Genomic DNA, 16,167 nt, shown 5'->3' with positions numbered 1-16,167 from the left:
AACAACAAGTCATAAAGGAATGAAGTTTGGGTAACGATAATTTTTGCTCTTGACTATTGACTACTGACTAGTGATTCTTTTTGAGTATTGATTAGCGCTAGCTCAATTGTATTTTCAGATGGCTGCGTTATTTGAATTTCCAATCCAGGACCAAAATAATTGGTCATTTTTTCATGCTTTTTTTGCCACACATCAATTGGTATTAGTGGTGAATCAAATTCTAAAATTAGGGCATAGCTCCCATTAACTTCTGTTTCTCGTAACCCTGTGACTGTTGGCCGTTCCTGGTCAGTGGGACTCAAACCCAGAAAAGAAAGTGTTGTATCTAGATGAGCATCTTGACCGTAGCAATATCGGGTGATGTCTTTGCGAATTTTATTTTGCGTATCAGTTGCTTGCTGCTGGCGCAGTATCAATGCTGAGGGTGACGTAGTTTGGGTAAATGGTACTGGCTTAAGTTCATTAGCTTTTAGTGCCAGCCCTCCCAATAATAGAGGAATCCCGTAAAAAAATCCGACAAGATTGAGTGTGGCATTATTATCAGCATAGGCGACGAAGCCAATGATGGTTAATATGCCACCGATAGTTAGACCGAGTGTTCCTAAAGAGATTTGGCGTAGCATGAGCTTAAATTAGTATAAAGTCTGAATACCTTAGTTTTATTATCATCGGCTATGAGCAACAAATTAGGAAAGAACATCGTCCTCAAGCGCTAGTATTCAACTAACCCTAAATTGCCATATTAAGGCGGTTAGAAACCGCACGCCAGTTGCTAAAGAGCCGGAAGGGAACACACCAAGAGCGAACAAGTCAGGCATTGTCGCCCAAAGCACTGGCTTCGTTTAAACGAGATTTTACTCACCTTTATCTTTGTGATTTTCAAACACTCAATTTTTCCTTAGTCTACATTCGCGCAGCATCTCGTAGGGAAGGCAAGTGGCTCTAAGTACACAGCTTCGTAAATTTGTGACCAATTGAGGGTTTGAGTTTAAACGCAGAGGAACGCAGAGTATAGCGCAGAGGAGCGCAAAGTTTGTTTGAGTCCATTCGCTACGAACTTTAGGGTTAGCTGTAGTAAGTTGACTACTAAGGGCGTATAGTGTCCCAGAATATTAGATTTTGAGTTAACTTTAAATTTAAAGGTAGTTAAAGATAGGAAAAAAATAATGGATATACAGACTATAAAAGAACGAATTGTGGCAGTTCAAAGTAAACGCGATTACCTATTAAGCTTACTGGAGCAACCAAACCTGGGAACTTTAAGAATTGACGTAAATCAGGCTTTGGAAGAACTGGATGAACTAATTGATGAATTTACACGCACCATTCCGGTAGAGTAGAAGTTATCAAAAATTACGTCGGTTTAACCTCAACTTCAGGCTAGACCGACGTTATTCAGTAGTATCATGTCTTCAAATCCCCAGAATTGAACTAAGCCTGAGTTGGCGAAGCAATAATCACTGCATCATTTATCCTGCCACTGAACCATCTCCGCCACGCTGACCTAACTGCCTAACTAAAGCAATAAGTTCGCTTGTAGGGACATCTTTCTTGCAAACGTCATCAAAGCTAGACATTGCCTTTGTACCGTGAAAATTTACGTCTTCCACTGATGAGTAAGCAAGTATCTGGGTGTTCGGAGATATAGCTTTAATGTGACTAGACGCACTCCACCCATCCATGACTGGCATCTGTAAATCTAGAACAATTACGTCAGGATGGCAACGTTTAACCATTTCTATAGCTTCTTCACCATTACTGGCTAAACCTACTACTTGAATATTTTCCTGGCAAGAAAAAACCAACTGTAAGGTTAAGCGAGTCAGTTCGTGGTCATCAACTACTAAAACACGCAAGGTAGAAAGCTCGCAGGATAACATTAACATTGAGGGGAAAGACAAATTTATTTAGAATAACCTTTCCAGTTTATGAGAACAAGTGCCAGCACTAACTCTATCCTATGGTTGAATAACTTGTGTGAACTTATGATGATAAACAACTTAGACAACTGCTCAAAAAATTCAATTTTTCTAAGAAAGCTAAGTTGAGCTAGTTGTCAAGGTATAAGAACTTATTTTTTAATCAATCAGGTTGGGACTACACCAGTTGAGCGTAATGCCATGTTCATGAGAATTTTTTGTGAATTAGCTTCTGGAGAATCATCATAAGGACGCCGTTGAATGTAAGTACCATCAGCTTGTAATTCCCAAGCTTGGCGATTATCTGCGAGCATAATTCCCATAATTTCTTGCAAATCTTTAGCAATATCTGGGTCTTTTACTGGGGCAATTACTTCGACTCGGCGATCCAGGTTGCGGCGCATCCAGTCCGCACTGCCGATATAGATTTCCTCCTGTGTATTGTTATGAAAATAATAAATCCGAGAGTGTTCTAAAAAGCGACCGACAATGCTAATGATGCGAATGTTTTCACTAATGTCTTTGATTCCTGGGCGTAAACAACAAACGCCTCTGATAATTAAGTCGATTTGCACTCCGGTGCGGGAAGCTTCATATAAAGTGGCGATAATTTCTGGATCGACTAGGGAATTCATTTTGGCGACAATCCGTCCAGAAAATCCATTTTGAACATTTTCGATTTCGCGATGAATTAGTGCCAAAAAGCGATCGCGCATATTCACAGGCGCAACCAGCAACTCTCGATAAGATTTTTGCAGGGAATATCCTGTTAAGAAATTAAATAAATCTGTAATGTCAGCACCCAATTCTTCACGGCAACTAAACAATCCCAAATCTGTATATAGTCGTGCCGTTTTCTGGTTATAGTTACCTGTGCCAATATGCACGTAGCGACGTATCCGGTCTTTTTCGCGCCGTACTACCATGACGGTTTTACTATGGGTTTTTAGCCCGACTAAACCATAGACGACATGAACTCCAACTCTTTCTAGTCGTTTTGCCCAGTAAATATTATTCTCCTCATCAAATCGCGCTTTTAATTCCACCAGCACAGATACCTGCTTGCCATTTTCAGCAGCGGCAATTAAAGCGTTGACGATGGGCGAGTCACCAGAAGTCCGGTAAAGCGTCATCTTGATGGCTAACACATTTGGATCGTAGGCAGCATGGGTAATAAAGCGCACTACTGTAGCCGAAAAGGATTGATAGGGATGGTGTACTAGTAAATCCTTTTCTCGAATTACAGCAAAAAAGTCTTTTCCTTCGTCCGTCTCTAGCGCATCTGGGTCTAAACTCGGTTCTCTCAACCTTTGTAGGCGTAATGGTACAACAGATTGGCGTGGTGGATCTTTGAGTTCCGGCAATGGTAAGGACATAAAGTACATTAAATCCCGCAGTCCCAAAAGACCATCTACCTCGTAAACATCACTTTCTGTTAATTCCAAATCATGCAATAATCGCGATCGCACTATTTCAGGAGTCTGGGATTGAATTTCTAGCCGGACTGGACTACCACCCAGCCGCCGTTTTCGCAATTCCTGTTCGATGGCTAACAACAAATCATCTGCTTCATCTTCTTCTAAGACCAAATCGGCATCACGGGTAATGCGGAACGGATGATATTCTTGAATGTTCATCCCTGGAAATAGAGATTCCAAGTTATGAGCGATCGCCTGTTCTAAAGGTACTCCAGTCCAGTGGGCAGGTTTTTCGCTGTTCTGATCTCCCAACTCAGGCGGTATCGGTAAAAATCGTGGTAGAACACTAGGGACTTTGATTCTGGCAAAGAATTCTTCTTCGGTGTCTGGGTTCTTGACCACAACAGCCAGATTCAGACTGAGATTAGAAATAAAAGGAAAGGGATGACTAGGATCGACAGCCAGAGGAGTCAAAACTGGAAAGACTTGTTCCTCAAAATAGCTGTTGAGATGAGTCCGCTGCTTTTGATTCAAATCTATGTAATTCAGAATATGAATGCCATGATTTACTAGTAGAGGACGAAGTACTTCTTCAAAATGTTGGTGCTGTTTCTGAAAGTGGGGAATGAGGGTAGACCTAATATCGTCTAATTGTTGTTGTGGTGTGCGACCATCGGGAGTTAACAGGCTAACTTTTGCCTCTACTTGTTGCTTTAAGCCAGCAACGCGCACCATGAAAAACTCATCTAAATTAGAGTTAAATATTCCCAAAAACTTAAGACGTTCCAGAAGTGGGGTGCGATCGTCACAAGCTTCATGTAAAACCCTAGCATTAAATTCTAACCAGCTTAACTCCCGGTTAAGATAATATTGTGGATCGCTGAGATTGATGGGGGTAGCACTTTTCTTAGATTTTGCCATAATGACCTAAGGGCAGGCAGATGTGGCCCATTTAGCTGGGGGACAATAAACATAGTAAGTTAAATGGTGCTTGAGCAAAACGCTAAAGCAATTTTTGGCTGTGCTGATTCTCTACCTTGCTACTGGTAAAGGACAGACATCATACTTAAATCAAAAATCTATTTGTATTTAAATAACTTTAGTCAAAGACTCAAAAACTAACTTGTATAGGCACGAAAGCCAACATTACTAAGAAGTTTTTGGGTGCTTTGTGCGATCGCCTTGGGTATTTTCCAGATAATCACCCTACCCACTTAACCTATAACTAGATTTTATAGCCGTTTTCAATTTTGTGGAATATGGTATTGGCGTATAGTTATGTGCCCTTTCAAAATATTGTATCCATACAATAACTGCGATCGGCCTGGGGATTCAAATCGTTGCCCACAGCATATTAACCATAAAGATGCACTTAAGATTTAGCAAAGATATGACATAGCCATATCTGACAAGTTTTAACGAATTGTTAAGCAGTGTTTACAGAGTATTGGGGTGTTGGAAGCAGTCTAAAGTCTTACCTCCAGCATTTTCTGAATTTGGTTTTACGAAATCCAAAATTTGGTAATCATTGCCACAAGTTTCATCCAGATACTGAATAGGCACAAGTCTTGCTGCAACTCAATTTTTATAAGCTTTTTGAAGCTTTTATTCAGAGCTACACCAACAATTCCATCTATTATTTTTTTTAATTTATGACCTATAAAATTTTGATAAATTTCAGTATTATTGCTGAGAAATTTTTGGTAGGTAATGGTTATATTGAAAACGTAAAGAGAAACAACACGGGGAGTTTGTTAATCATGAAAATTTCTGCGATCGTTAAAGGCGGCATCTGCTTATTAGGTTTGGTTGGCGTTGGTAATATCCTGGCTGCACCAGCAAGTGCAGGGCCAGCAACAGCCCGTGGTGCTGTAACTATTGTTAGAGCTTCAGGCGCTTCTGTTAGTGTTAGTGGTGAATTAACTTTGCCTCAAAATGGTTACTACGATCAGGCTCTAACCATTACACCTACCTATGGCGGCACATCAGCTGCAGACGATGAAACCATAACTGATTTAAAAATAGACCCAAGCACACCTAACGTTACTTTGCTCACTGCTAGCAGCAATCCTTTCGTGACTTCAGCAGCAGCAGCCTTAGACGCAGCTGCTAACGACATTGGCGCACAAGCAGCGATCATTCGGGCTGGTGCTGGTTCTAATGGCTTAGGCGGTTTAGAATAGATTAAGTTTTTGCTTTTGCCTCGTAAGTACTTACAAAATTTTTAGCAACTGACAGAACAGTTGAATAAATCAATACATCATAGGGAAAAGAAATAGCAATGCTATATCTGTTCCCTATATTTATATTTGTATATATGATATTGCGCTTCTTTTTAGCTCAGATTCCCGACTTTTCTAAAAAGTCGGGAATCTTGTTATATAGGTCTTTGGGGCGCATAGTTCGTCTCTACCTTCTATTACAGACTCCAATACAAAGATTAAATTTTTCCTTTGTGTCTCGTTCCTAGTCTCCAAATGGGAATGCTTATTTGCAGGTTCCACGTTCATTATTAGTAGTGGCAGAATCATACTACTAGGCTAAGAATATTTGTAGGTTGGGTTTCGCTATTGCTCAACCTAATCTAGCCCGCAAAACCTACGCAGAATTGAAACGTTAGGGACTTCCAAATAAAAAAACATCCCAAATTTTCTTGTGGGATTAGTGTCCTCACCCGTCCCATATTTAGGGCGGCAGGACTTCGGTGTGAGCGCTCAGTCGAACGCTGCCCATCCCACAAGATGGATAATTTATTTCTTGGAAGTCTATTAATGAGTGATGTGCAACTCGTCATCATCCCTTTACATAGTTTTAGTGATATCAATATAAACCCTGAGACTCCCAGAAAATAATGAATCCAGCACTTGCGTAACAATACGAACCTTCAAAATGTTCATTATTTAACAATATGCTCATATCAGGGATTCTATATTTCTATATGATGAAAGTATATGAAAGTAATAAAAAAAGATAAAAAACATTCCACCTCTACTTTTGCTAGTCGAGGTTAATTTTACATTCCCAAGCAAAATCTGGAAACAAGCTAAGGCAACAACATGAGGAGTTTATAAAACATGAATAGCTTATCCAACAAATTATCTATAATTATTCGGGGAAGTATTTGTTTATTAGGTTTAGTGAGTGGAGGATATTTTTTAGCGACACCGGCAAATGCACAACAAGCTACTGCTCGTGGTGCTGTTACTCTTATTAGACCTTCTGGTACTTTTCTCAGTGTCAGTGGCGAAGTAACTTTACCTTCTGGCTCTTATTATGAAGGAGGTTTAACAATTTCTCCTACCTATGGAGGTATAGCAGGTGGAAATGACGAAACCATAACTAGTCTGACTATAACCCCAGGAGTAGCTCAAACTACTATCTTCTCTAACCCAAACCCATTTATTAATACAGCAGCGAATTTATTAAACAATAGTACTTCTGTTGAAGATTTAACATCTATAATCCAAGCAGGCAGTAGTAATAATGGCTTAGGTGCTTTAGATTAGACAGAATTGACAAATTAAAAATCTTAGATCCCCGAATTCTTTGAGAAATCGGGGATCTTTGACAATGCTATCAAAATCGATAACCACCTTGAAGCTTTAGGTCAAATCCATTCTCACCTGTACCAATTTGAGTTTCGATAAACACACTATTGTCGGGGAAATTGTGCCTCACAATGACTCCATAATTAAAGCCAGAAACTCGGCTGCTCAAGCCCAGATTATTAATACTATAATTTTTTAGATAAACACCAGCAGAAATATTTTTACTGAGTCTGTGTAAACCCTGAAATTCAAAGAAAAACTCTTTGCCCATCTCTAAATTTGTCTTGAGATTCAAACCATGACTAGTACTAAATTCTCCATTGAAAAGACCTAAAAATTCTCCATTACTATTATTTTCAATAAAAGCAACACCAGGAGCTAAAGAAAAACCAAAGTTTCTTTCTTGATGCTGATATAAATAACTTAAATAAGTAGAAAAAGGATTATTTTTATTAGAGGAACTATTCCAATCAACTCTCAAATATGGTACGTGAGTGTTGATAGCCACAGGTCTTTTGGCTGAATTTAACCGTATATTAGTTTTAATATAGTTGAGAAGTATATTAGTATATAAACCTAATGTTGGTTCTTCCGTCCCTAAATTATTATTAGAAACGCCTGGTGCTGAGTTAGCATCTATATTAAACCAAGTTCCTAAATTAGCACTATAGTTAAAGTTTCCAGAAGAACCTGCTGCTAGCAATTCAACTGTTGGTAAAGATAGATAACCGTTAAAGCTATTAAAACTAACACCTATTTTGTCAACTCTAGTGAGTTCCATATAATCGAATGCTAAATCAGCTGCTCGTACTTGGAGCGGTACTAGCGTTGAATCTCCTGAATTAAATTTTTGTACAAATCTTTGCCCTTGGGGATTTGTCAAAATAACTTCTACAGCAGAGGCTTCGTTGATAGGATCGATAGAAGTACCATTTAAAGGAATTGGAATACCAATGTAGGTTAGAGGCCCAAATTTTTTATTAGAGAGCCTGAGATCGGAAAAAAATGTATCACCTTCATCTAAAATAGAAATATTTCTTTCAAGAAACTGAACTGCTCGTTTGTGGTTTCCTGTTCTTATTTGCAAGATGTTAGAGTGATTAGGAGTGACTTGACTGGGAAATGTGTAAGTTCCAGATACCTGCTCTAACCCACTAGATGCATTGGCATAAGATAAAGTGCGATTCAGCCTGTTATTGATTTGTCTTCTTTGTTCAGCCGTAGCAGGTGTATTTAAAGGAGTAAAACCTTCTCCATTTTTTAATTTTTGTTTAGCTTCTTCTAAACCTTGTTGAATATTATCAATTTTAATAGCTTCAAAAACTCCACCTAATAGCAAACCTAATGTAGAATTTACCGATTGGATAGTATCAATACTAGTATCGCTAAATTTAGCTGTTAGAGATAATCCTGGAGCAGAAAAAATATTAGAATAAGTAGCTTTAATTGCAACTGGATCGTATTGAATTAAACTGCGATTATGAGGATGGCTAATATACAGTCTGTGCCAATCAGAACTTTCTTGAGTTTGAGATAGTGTCTCAAATACAGGATCTCTTCTTCCTAAAGATAGCCACTGCAAAGAGTTAAGATAATGAAAATCTTTTTCGGGTTGAGAAAGAAAAGGATTGACTGCTATATTTAACAAATCAAAGTTATCAAATTTTCCAAGTTGAGCAACTTTAATACCTGGAAAGGAAGAGATAGGAGCAGTAAAACCAAAACCTTTTCCCGTCAAAATATCTCCCCAGAAGATGCCAGCAGCTTCTAGGGCACTATTAGGAATGATTTCACCTTTTTGGAGTCTGACGTTTCCATCGTCTAGCAAAGGTTGTATATTTGTCGTTGGAAAGCCTTGTAGAATTTTGGGAGCATTCGTAGCATCTAAAGCTTGAAATAAAGCTTGCCCACCATTAACACTCAAAGTAGAGCCACTACCAAGAACTGGAATAGGATTTTTTAGAACTGTGACATTAGGATTGTTTGAGTCAATGCCACTATTAATAATAACTCTGCCAGCAGGTATACCTTCAGGATTTATCAATTGTCCGGCTATTGAGGTTACAGAAAAGTTATTAGTTTCAACTTCTCCAGCTAACTCCCGAAAATCTGTCGGTATAGCAAATAGAGTTTGCAATCCCCAAAATGCCTGTTGTGAGGTAACATTTTGGGTAATATAAGTATTAGTTTGTCTTCCTTGAGAGAGGATGCCAACTTGGGAGCCTTTAGTTTCAACTACTATTCTATTACGATCGAGAACCCAGTAAAACTGGTCAGCCTTGGGAAATTTTGCATAAGTAAATTTATCAATAATCTGATTATCTTCAGAAAATCTTACTCTTATATCTGTATCTATATAATTTTCATTTTTATTTGGCTTAAATAATTCTGTGGAAAAAGTAAGGTTATCTGTAGGGTTAACAATCCAAGGATACTTATTGGCACTAAATGTTAGGGCATCAAGAATTATTGTCTTTTGGATTGCTTGTGGTTGCTTTTTTGTTCGGCGTAGTTTTTCTATTAGTATTTGTTGCTGGGGTGTGTATGGTTTTGATGGATTTGAATTTGATGGTTGAATTGTATTTGGTTGGGGCTTTTCTTCATCTTCTTCAGGTAGCTTGGGAGGTTTGTCTTTGTATTCTTCAATTGGGATAACGTCAGCAATGGTGAATTTTCGTAATTGTTTTGGTTTCTCTAAGTTAGAGTTAGACTTTTTTAAAGTCTGTTTTAACAGTTCTTTGCTTTGGAAGTTATTTATTTTTTGTTTGGAATTGATTAATGACCTGTTATGATTAGCGATTAAATCAATATTGTTTTGCCTGTTTATGCCTAGAGCGATCGCAGATAATTTAATAAATATAATTTTATATATAATTGTTGAAGATAATAAACAAATTCCCAAAAGTTTTACATTTTTCCTGAATCTCATTAGGGAGATGTTTGTAATGTTTTGATTTAAATTTTTCAATGTTTTCAGAAGAAGATTTTTAGCGATTAAAACTATTGAGCATTGACTAATGTCGAAAATTAACCATTATTTAATACTTAGTTTTTGAATTTATTATTGATTTATTTGATTCGATGGATTCAACAGTGTTTCAGTAAATATAGATAATCAAAAAAGTTTGATTTCTTATCCTGTCTGCAAATAATAAAATAGGATTAAGCAGATTTACTGCAACAAGAGTGTAATTCTTGAGTAAAAATTCAACCTCAGCAAAATCACCACAACTCAAAAATTGAGCTATTGTTTAGCCGTATAAATACGTAATTAAAGGATATTCACTTAAAAAAAGAGTAAAAAAATACTTTAGGCTACTCACTGTCTTTTGATAATTTAATACATATTTTGTTTACGTATTATTATTGAGATTTTTTTAGGCTTTAATTATACATTAATTGTACATTGATTGAGCAAATTGAGGATATCTTTAACCATGTAGTGGAAATAGTAGAGCGATATCTCACAATCAGCCGCTGTGCATCTATGCTGATATTTGAGCTAATTAATGCTATGCAGATAAATTTCGCATTAATGTAGAAGCCAGTTTTCTTAGCTCGACTTTATCCATTTTTTGGCAACGCTCAAGCTGACGCTGAAACCTTTGTGGAACGCTCGTTTTACTTTTTCGTTTTCACCGATAATCAGTGACACGGAAAAAGTTTTTACCAAAAAGCTAAGGTTTTGCTAATACAAGAGAAGCAAGTTCTTAATTTTGGATAAAGTCGAGTTAAGAATCGCTTTTAACAGACTTTTCTGAACAGCCAAAGGTGAGAAAAGGACTAAGAATTATTAAAAAAGGTTAAGCTATTTTTGAGATAATCAGGCTGGTGACTGAATATCACATTTAGATTTATTAAAAAAAGTTAATGAAACCTAGACATATTGATATAGAAGTAACGAGGTTAGAAGCCCTCCGCCAGTATCAAATTCTTGACACAGAACCCGAAGAAGCCTATGACAATCTTGCTCAGTTAGCGGCCTTTATTTGTGGCACTCCCATATCTTTGGTAAATTTTATTGATGAAAATCGTCAATGGTTTAAAGCAAAAATAGGTTTAGATGTATCAGAAATGCCCCGGAGTGTTGGATTATCTTATCTTTGCCAAGAGCAGCGTAATGTTGTGGTGGTTCCTGATACCCTAGCTGATGAGAAGTTGGCAAGTAATCCGGTAGTAACTGGCTATCCATATATACGGTTTTATGCAGGTGTACCCTTAATTACTCCAAAGGGAGATATGTTAGGAACTCTGTGTGCAATTGACCGAGTTCCACGACAACTAAGCCAAAAACAAGTGGAGGCGCTTGTGGGTTTGAGTCGCCTGGTAATCGACCAACTCGAACTCAGGCGTCATGTAAGTGAGGTATCTAAAGTTACTGAAGAACTAGTGGCACACGAGCAAGCAGCCCGCGCCCAATCTGAAGCCACCAAAACCCGCATCACCAATCTTCTCGAAAGTATCACTGATGGTTTTTTTGCCCTGGATCAAAAGTGGCAATTCACCTATATTAATGGTCAAGCAGAACGGCTATTGGAAAAAACTCGCAATCAGCTTTTGGGTAAAAACATCTGGGAGGCGTTTCCAGAAATTCTTGGCACAACATTTGATTCTGAATATCACAGAGCAATCTTAGAACAGGTTAGCGTCGAATTTGAGGAGTTCTATCTGCCACAGCAGCAGTGGCTTAAAGTTCATGCCTATCCAGCAAAAGACGGCTTGTCAGTTTATTTTCAAGATGTTACTGAACGACGGAAAACAGCAGAAGCCCTACGAGAAAGTGAAGAACGTTGGCAATTAGCATTACATGGTAATAATGATGGTATTTGGGATTGGAACCTCAAGACTAATGAAGTGTTCTTCTCAACTCGATGGAAGGAAATGCTCGGCTATAAAGACCACGAAGTTTCCAACCGTTGGGACGAATGGACAAAACGAATCCATCCCGATGAGCGAGATTGGGTACTTCAGGCTTTCCAAGACCACTTTGCCAAGAAAACACCGTTTTACGTCTGTGAATATCGAGTCCAGTGCCAAGACGGCAGCTATAAGTGGATTCTAGATCGAGGACAGGCACTTTGGGACGCATTAGGTGATATAGTGCGGATGGTTGGTTCTTATACTGATATCACAGATCGCAAGCGGGCAGATGAAGAATTAAAGCGGCAAAATCTGCGATCGCAACTATTTGCCGAAATCACCCTAAAAATTCGAGAATCTTTACAAATAGATGAAATTCTTCAAACCACTGTCACAGAGGTACAAAAACTACTACAAGCTGACCGTGTATTAATTTTTCGATTGGAAACTGACGGTTCTGGAACAGTGGTACAAGAGGCAGTGCTGCCTGGTTGGCCAGTAATTCTAGGAAAAAATATTTTTGACCGCTGCTTTAAAGAAGAATATATAGAAAGATATCGCCAGGGAAGAGTAAGTGTCCTTGAAGACATTGAAGCTGCTCATATTCAACCATGCCATCGAGAATTTCTTCAGCAGTTTGCTGTCAGGGCTAACCTCGTAGTGCCGATTCTTGTTAGGGACGATATTTGGGGCTTATTGCTAGCTCATCAGTGTGGCGCACCTCGACAGTGGAATCAGTTTGAGATGGATTTGTTACAGCAATTAGCGAACCAAATTGGGATTGCTTTATCTCAGGCACAACTATTAGAAAAAGAAACCCAGCAAAGTCAGGAACTTACTCATTCTAATGCGGAATTAGAACAGTTTGCCTACGTAGCTTCCCATGATTTACAAGAGCCGTTGCGGATGGTAACTAGTTATTTACAACTGCTAGAGCGGAGATACAAAAACAAACTGGATGCCAATGCGGATCAGTTTATCACCTACGCAGTAAATGGGGCCAGCCGAATGCAAACCCTAATCAACGATCTGTTAAACTATTCCCGTGTCAGCACCCGTGGACAGCCTTTTGTACCAGTTGATTGTAGTGACATCTTACAACAGGTGCTTATTAATCTTCAAGTTGCGATCGCAGATAGTAGAGCAGTTGTCACTTATGATATTCTACCTGAAGTGATAGCTGATGCTACCCAATTGACACAAGTATTTCAAAACCTGATTGCCAACGCGATCAAATTTTGCGATCGTCAACAGCCATTAATTCACATTGGAGTAAGTAAGAGAGATGCAGATATATTAGATGGAAAAAATTTAAATTTTCCCCCCTCGGAGGATGAATGGTTGTTCTCAGTGAGTGATAATGGGATTGGTTTAGAATCCCAATATACTGAACGTATTTTTATAATTTTTCAGCGCTTACACGGTAGAGACAAGTATCCAGGTACTGGAATTGGTCTGGCAATTTGTAAAAAAATTATCGAACGCCACGGCGGCCGGATTTGGGTTGAGTCGAAACCGGGACAAGGCTCGACTTTCTACTTCACAATTCCAGATAGAGCAGGTAAGCAATGGTAAACACCATAACAGCGATTATGCCTATTGAGGTTTTGTTAGTAGAGGATAATCCTGGCGATGTCCAACTTACACGCATCGCCCTAGAAGATAGTAAAATCTCAATTCACTTGAACGTAGTCGAGGATGGTGTAGAGGCAATGGCATTCTTGCGAAAACAGGGAAAATATGCTAGATTACCTCATCCAGATATTGTACTGCTCGATTTTAACCTTCCGAGAAAAGATGGACGAGAGGTATTAGCAGAAATTAAAGGAGATGAAAACCTCAAACGAATTCCTGTAGTAGTTTTGACGACTTCCCAGGCTGAAGAAGATATCCTCAAAGCCTATAACCTTTTTGCCAACTGTTATATAACTAAGCCAGTAGATTTCGATCAATTTGTGAAAATTGTCCAATCAATAGAAAATTTTTGGTTTGCGATCGTAAAACTGCCACCGGAGTAGTGGAAATGGCAGGTAAAAATATTATTAAAGTCTTGTTAGTAGAAGACAACCCTGGTGATGTCTTATTGTTACAAGAGTTATTCAAAGAAGTTACCACAGTTGTAGTTGAGTTGATGCCCGTTGAACGGCTTTATGAAGCAGTCAACTACCTAACAAACGAAATTTTTGATGTTATTTTATTAGACCTCTCGCTGCCAGATAGCCAGGGATTACAAACCTTTGTCATCGCTCACAATCAGGCAAAAGCAACTCCAATCATTGTGCTGACGGGTATAAATGATGAAACCCTGGCAACTAGCGCAATGCAACAAGGAGCGCAGGATTATTTAGTGAAGGGGCAAGTAACTGGCGACTTGCTAGTACGTTCTATGCGTTACGCCATCGAACGTCAACGGGCAGACAACGCACTGCGGCAGAGTGAGGAGCGATTTCGGGTTGCTCTCAAAAACTCTCCAATCTTTGTCTATAACCAGGATAGAGATTTACGGTACACCTGGGTTTACAATCCCCCATCTGGATTGACAGTTGAGAAAATATTGGGCAAACAAGATTTAGATATCATCCCAGTAGAAGATGCTCAACATCTGATCACAATTAAACGTGGAGTGCTGACTACAGGCATAGGAACGCGAGAGGAAGTATCAATTACCATCAAAGATATAACGCGATATTACGATTTAACTGTCGAGCCACTACGGAATGAAACCCAAGAAATTGTCGGGGTGACATGCGCCAGTATAGATATTAGCGAGCGACAAGCTGCGCTACGCGATCGCAAATTGGCAGAAGAAAAAATTCGCGAACAAGCAGCATTACTAGATGTCACCACAGATGCCATTTGCGTCCGAGATTTAAACAATCAAATTATCTTCTGGAACAAAGGCGCAGAAACACTTTACGGCTGGCAAGCTACAGAGGCATGGGGTAAAAATGCTAGCGAACTTTTGTATGACGAACCTTCACCGGAAATTGAAGCGGCTCTATTGCAAGCTATTAGTCAAGGTAAGTGGCAGGGCGAGTTAACAAAACTTACTAAAATGAACAAAGAAATCCTTGTTGCTAGTCGCTGGAGTCTGGTATGCGATGAACAAGGAAAACCTAAATCAATTCTCACCGTTGACACAGATATTACCGAGAAAAAGCATCTAGAAGCCCAATTATTTCGCGCTCAACGCCTGGAAAGTATTGGCACTTTAGCTAGTGGTATTGCTCACGACCTCAACAACATCCTGACACCGATTTTGGCAGGAGCGCAACTGCTACCGCTAAAATTTCCCGATGCAGATGAGCGAACTCGTCATCTACTAGAAATTTTAGAAATCAACGCTAGACGCGGTGCTGATTTGGTCAAACAAGTGCTGTCCTTTGCGCGGGGTGTAGAAGGAAAGCACATCACTTTGCAACTCAAACATATAATTGTGGAAATTGCCAAGATTCTTAAAGAGACCTTTCCCAAATCGATAGAAATCAGCACTAATGTACCGCAAGATTTGTGGATGGTTTCTGGAGATAGTACCCAACTGCATCAAGTGCTGATGAACCTCTGCGTTAACGCCCGCGATGCTATGTCCAATAGCGGTACTTTGAGTATTTCTGCTGAAAATATGTTAATTGACGCAAATTATGCCCGTATGAACCTAGAAGCCAAAGAGGGGCCTTACATAGTGATTACTGTCTTCGATACTGGAGTTGGTATTCCTAAAGAAATGCTAGATAGAATTTTTGAGCCATTCTTTACTACAAAAGATGTCGGACAAGGCACTGGTTTAGGACTTTCCACAGTACTGGGGATTATTAAAAGTCACGGAGGTTTTGTGAACGTGTATAGCGAGCCGGGGAGTGAGACTAGCTTTCAGGTTTACTTACCAGCCGTAGAAGGAATGGAAACAATTAGCCCCGAAGATATGCCACCACAGACAGGACATGGAGAATTGATTTTGGTTGTGGATGATGAAGCAGCCATTCAAGAGATTGCGATAACATCATTAGAAGCTCACAACTATAAAATCTTAGTTGCCAGTGATGGCATTGAGGCGATCGCATTATACGCTCAAAATAAAGACAAAATTAGTGCCGTCCTCATGGATATTATGCTGCCCTCACTGGATGGTTTAACTGCCATCCGTACCTTGCAAAAAATCAACCCCCAAGTCAGAATTATCGCCAGCAGTGGACTTATGTCTGACAATAAGCTCAGTGCAATAACAGCCATTGGTGTCAATACATTTTTGTCGAAGCCCTATACTGTCAACGAATTATTGCTTTCTTTACAGAAAGTACTATCGGGAGTCAAGTAATTACGTAAGTATACTGTTAGCTGTGAGTACAAAACGCTGCTTTATTGATGTGGGTGCAAATTGCTTGGATTTAGATATGATTGAGCATCCGTTAACACACTCCTTTT

11 protein-coding genes are annotated in these 16,167 nt (G+C 39.1%); 6 read left to right on the top strand and 5 right to left on the bottom strand.

Translation table 11 applies throughout. The annotated features are described in order from the left end of the window. Positions 1–53: 53 nt before the first annotated feature. Entirely contained in the window at positions 54–623 is a 570-nt protein-coding gene (locus tag V7K41_RS27535) for a DUF2854 domain-containing protein (RefSeq protein ID WP_334853389.1), read from the bottom strand. Positions 624–1,166: 543 nt separating this feature from the next. On the opposite strand from V7K41_RS27535, the gene V7K41_RS27530 reads away from it, so the two are divergent. After that, positions 1,167–1,340 carry a hypothetical protein gene (locus tag V7K41_RS27530; RefSeq protein WP_334853387.1) on the top strand — a complete coding sequence of 58 codons (174 nt, stop codon included), beginning with the start codon at positions 1,167–1,169 and terminating at the stop codon, positions 1,338–1,340. Between the two features lie 129 nt (positions 1,341–1,469). Here V7K41_RS27530 and V7K41_RS27525 read toward each other — a convergent pair whose 3' ends face one another. The 3 genes from V7K41_RS27525 to V7K41_RS27515 form a co-directional block, all read right to left on the bottom strand. Further along, the gene (locus tag V7K41_RS27525) at positions 1,470–1,886 is read right to left on the bottom strand and encodes a response regulator (RefSeq protein ID WP_334853385.1); all 417 of its coding nucleotides are present in this window, start codon (positions 1,884–1,886) and stop codon (positions 1,470–1,472) included. 200 nt (positions 1,887–2,086) lie between these two features. After that, positions 2,087–4,258 carry a polyphosphate kinase 1 gene (gene ppk1 / locus V7K41_RS27520; protein WP_334853383.1) on the bottom strand — a complete coding sequence of 724 codons (2,172 nt, stop codon included), beginning with the start codon at positions 4,256–4,258 and terminating at the stop codon, positions 2,087–2,089. 516 nt (positions 4,259–4,774) lie between these two features. Beyond that, positions 4,775–4,900: a hypothetical protein gene (locus V7K41_RS27515; protein WP_334853381.1), complete on the bottom strand. Its 126-nt coding sequence runs from the start codon at positions 4,898–4,900 to the stop codon at positions 4,775–4,777. Positions 4,901–4,989: 89 nt separating this feature from the next. On the opposite strand from V7K41_RS27515, the gene V7K41_RS27510 reads away from it, so the two are divergent. Both V7K41_RS27510 and V7K41_RS27505 read left to right on the top strand, forming a co-directional pair. After that, complete coding sequence (locus V7K41_RS27510; protein ID WP_334853379.1) at positions 4,990–5,520, top strand: hypothetical protein; 531 nt, start codon at positions 4,990–4,992, stop codon at positions 5,518–5,520. An 891-nt stretch (positions 5,521–6,411) separates the two neighbouring features. Continuing rightward, the gene (locus tag V7K41_RS27505) at positions 6,412–6,843 is read left to right on the top strand and encodes a hypothetical protein (RefSeq protein WP_334853377.1); all 432 of its coding nucleotides are present in this window, start codon (positions 6,412–6,414) and stop codon (positions 6,841–6,843) included. A 70-nt stretch (positions 6,844–6,913) separates the two neighbouring features. Here V7K41_RS27505 and V7K41_RS27500 read toward each other — a convergent pair whose 3' ends face one another. Continuing rightward, positions 6,914–9,814 (bottom strand): hypothetical protein, encoded by a 2,901-nt coding sequence (locus V7K41_RS27500; protein WP_334853375.1) that lies wholly within the window; start codon positions 9,812–9,814, stop codon positions 6,914–6,916. A 941-nt stretch (positions 9,815–10,755) separates the two neighbouring features. Here V7K41_RS27500 and V7K41_RS27495 point away from each other — a divergent pair. Genes V7K41_RS27495 through V7K41_RS27485 form a run of 3 tightly spaced genes read left to right on the top strand, consistent with a single transcriptional unit; the run spans position 10,756 to position 16,060 of the window. Beyond that, positions 10,756–13,320, top strand: a complete 2,565-nt coding sequence (locus tag V7K41_RS27495) for a GAF domain-containing protein (RefSeq protein WP_334853374.1) — start codon at positions 10,756–10,758, stop codon at positions 13,318–13,320. Beyond that, positions 13,314–13,763, top strand: coding sequence for a response regulator (locus V7K41_RS27490; protein WP_334853373.1), 450 nt, complete (start codon positions 13,314–13,316; stop codon positions 13,761–13,763). Before V7K41_RS27495 ends, V7K41_RS27490 begins: the two co-directional genes overlap by 7 nt. A 5-nt stretch (positions 13,764–13,768) precedes the next feature. Further along, positions 13,769–16,060, top strand: a complete 2,292-nt coding sequence (locus tag V7K41_RS27485) for a hybrid sensor histidine kinase/response regulator (protein WP_334853671.1) — start codon at positions 13,769–13,771, stop codon at positions 16,058–16,060. Positions 16,061–16,167 lie beyond the last annotated feature (107 nt).

The sequence above is a fragment of the Nostoc sp. genome, from assembly GCF_036917415.1.
Taxonomy (GTDB): domain Bacteria; phylum Cyanobacteriota; class Cyanobacteriia; order Cyanobacteriales; family Nostocaceae; genus Nostoc.
The sequence above is the reverse complement of the archived record's forward strand: the minus strand, read 5'-3'. Positions and strand labels throughout refer to the sequence as shown.

What these genes read in the sequence shown, in the direction of transcription:
- V7K41_RS27510 (WP_334853379.1), top strand. Translation starts at nt 4,990, where the DNA reads ATGACCTATAAAATTTTGATAAATTTCAGTATTATTGCTGAGAAATTT.
- V7K41_RS27490 (WP_334853373.1), top strand. Translation starts at nt 13,314, where the DNA reads ATGGTAAACACCATAACAGCGATTATGCCTATTGAGGTTTTGTTAGTA.
- V7K41_RS27495 (WP_334853374.1), top strand. Translation starts at nt 10,756, where the DNA reads ATGAAACCTAGACATATTGATATAGAAGTAACGAGGTTAGAAGCCCTC.
- V7K41_RS27525 (WP_334853385.1), bottom strand. Translation starts at nt 1,886, where the DNA reads ATGTTAATGTTATCCTGCGAGCTTTCTACCTTGCGTGTTTTAGTAGTT.
- ppk1 (WP_334853383.1), bottom strand. Translation starts at nt 4,258, where the DNA reads ATGGCAAAATCTAAGAAAAGTGCTACCCCCATCAATCTCAGCGATCCA.
- V7K41_RS27485 (WP_334853671.1), top strand. Translation starts at nt 13,769, where the DNA reads ATGGCAGGTAAAAATATTATTAAAGTCTTGTTAGTAGAAGACAACCCT.
- V7K41_RS27500 (WP_334853375.1), bottom strand. Translation starts at nt 9,814, where the DNA reads ATGAGATTCAGGAAAAATGTAAAACTTTTGGGAATTTGTTTATTATCT.
- V7K41_RS27505 (WP_334853377.1), top strand. Translation starts at nt 6,412, where the DNA reads ATGAATAGCTTATCCAACAAATTATCTATAATTATTCGGGGAAGTATT.
- V7K41_RS27535 (WP_334853389.1), bottom strand. Translation starts at nt 623, where the DNA reads ATGCTACGCCAAATCTCTTTAGGAACACTCGGTCTAACTATCGGTGGC.
- V7K41_RS27530 (WP_334853387.1), top strand. Translation starts at nt 1,167, where the DNA reads ATGGATATACAGACTATAAAAGAACGAATTGTGGCAGTTCAAAGTAAA.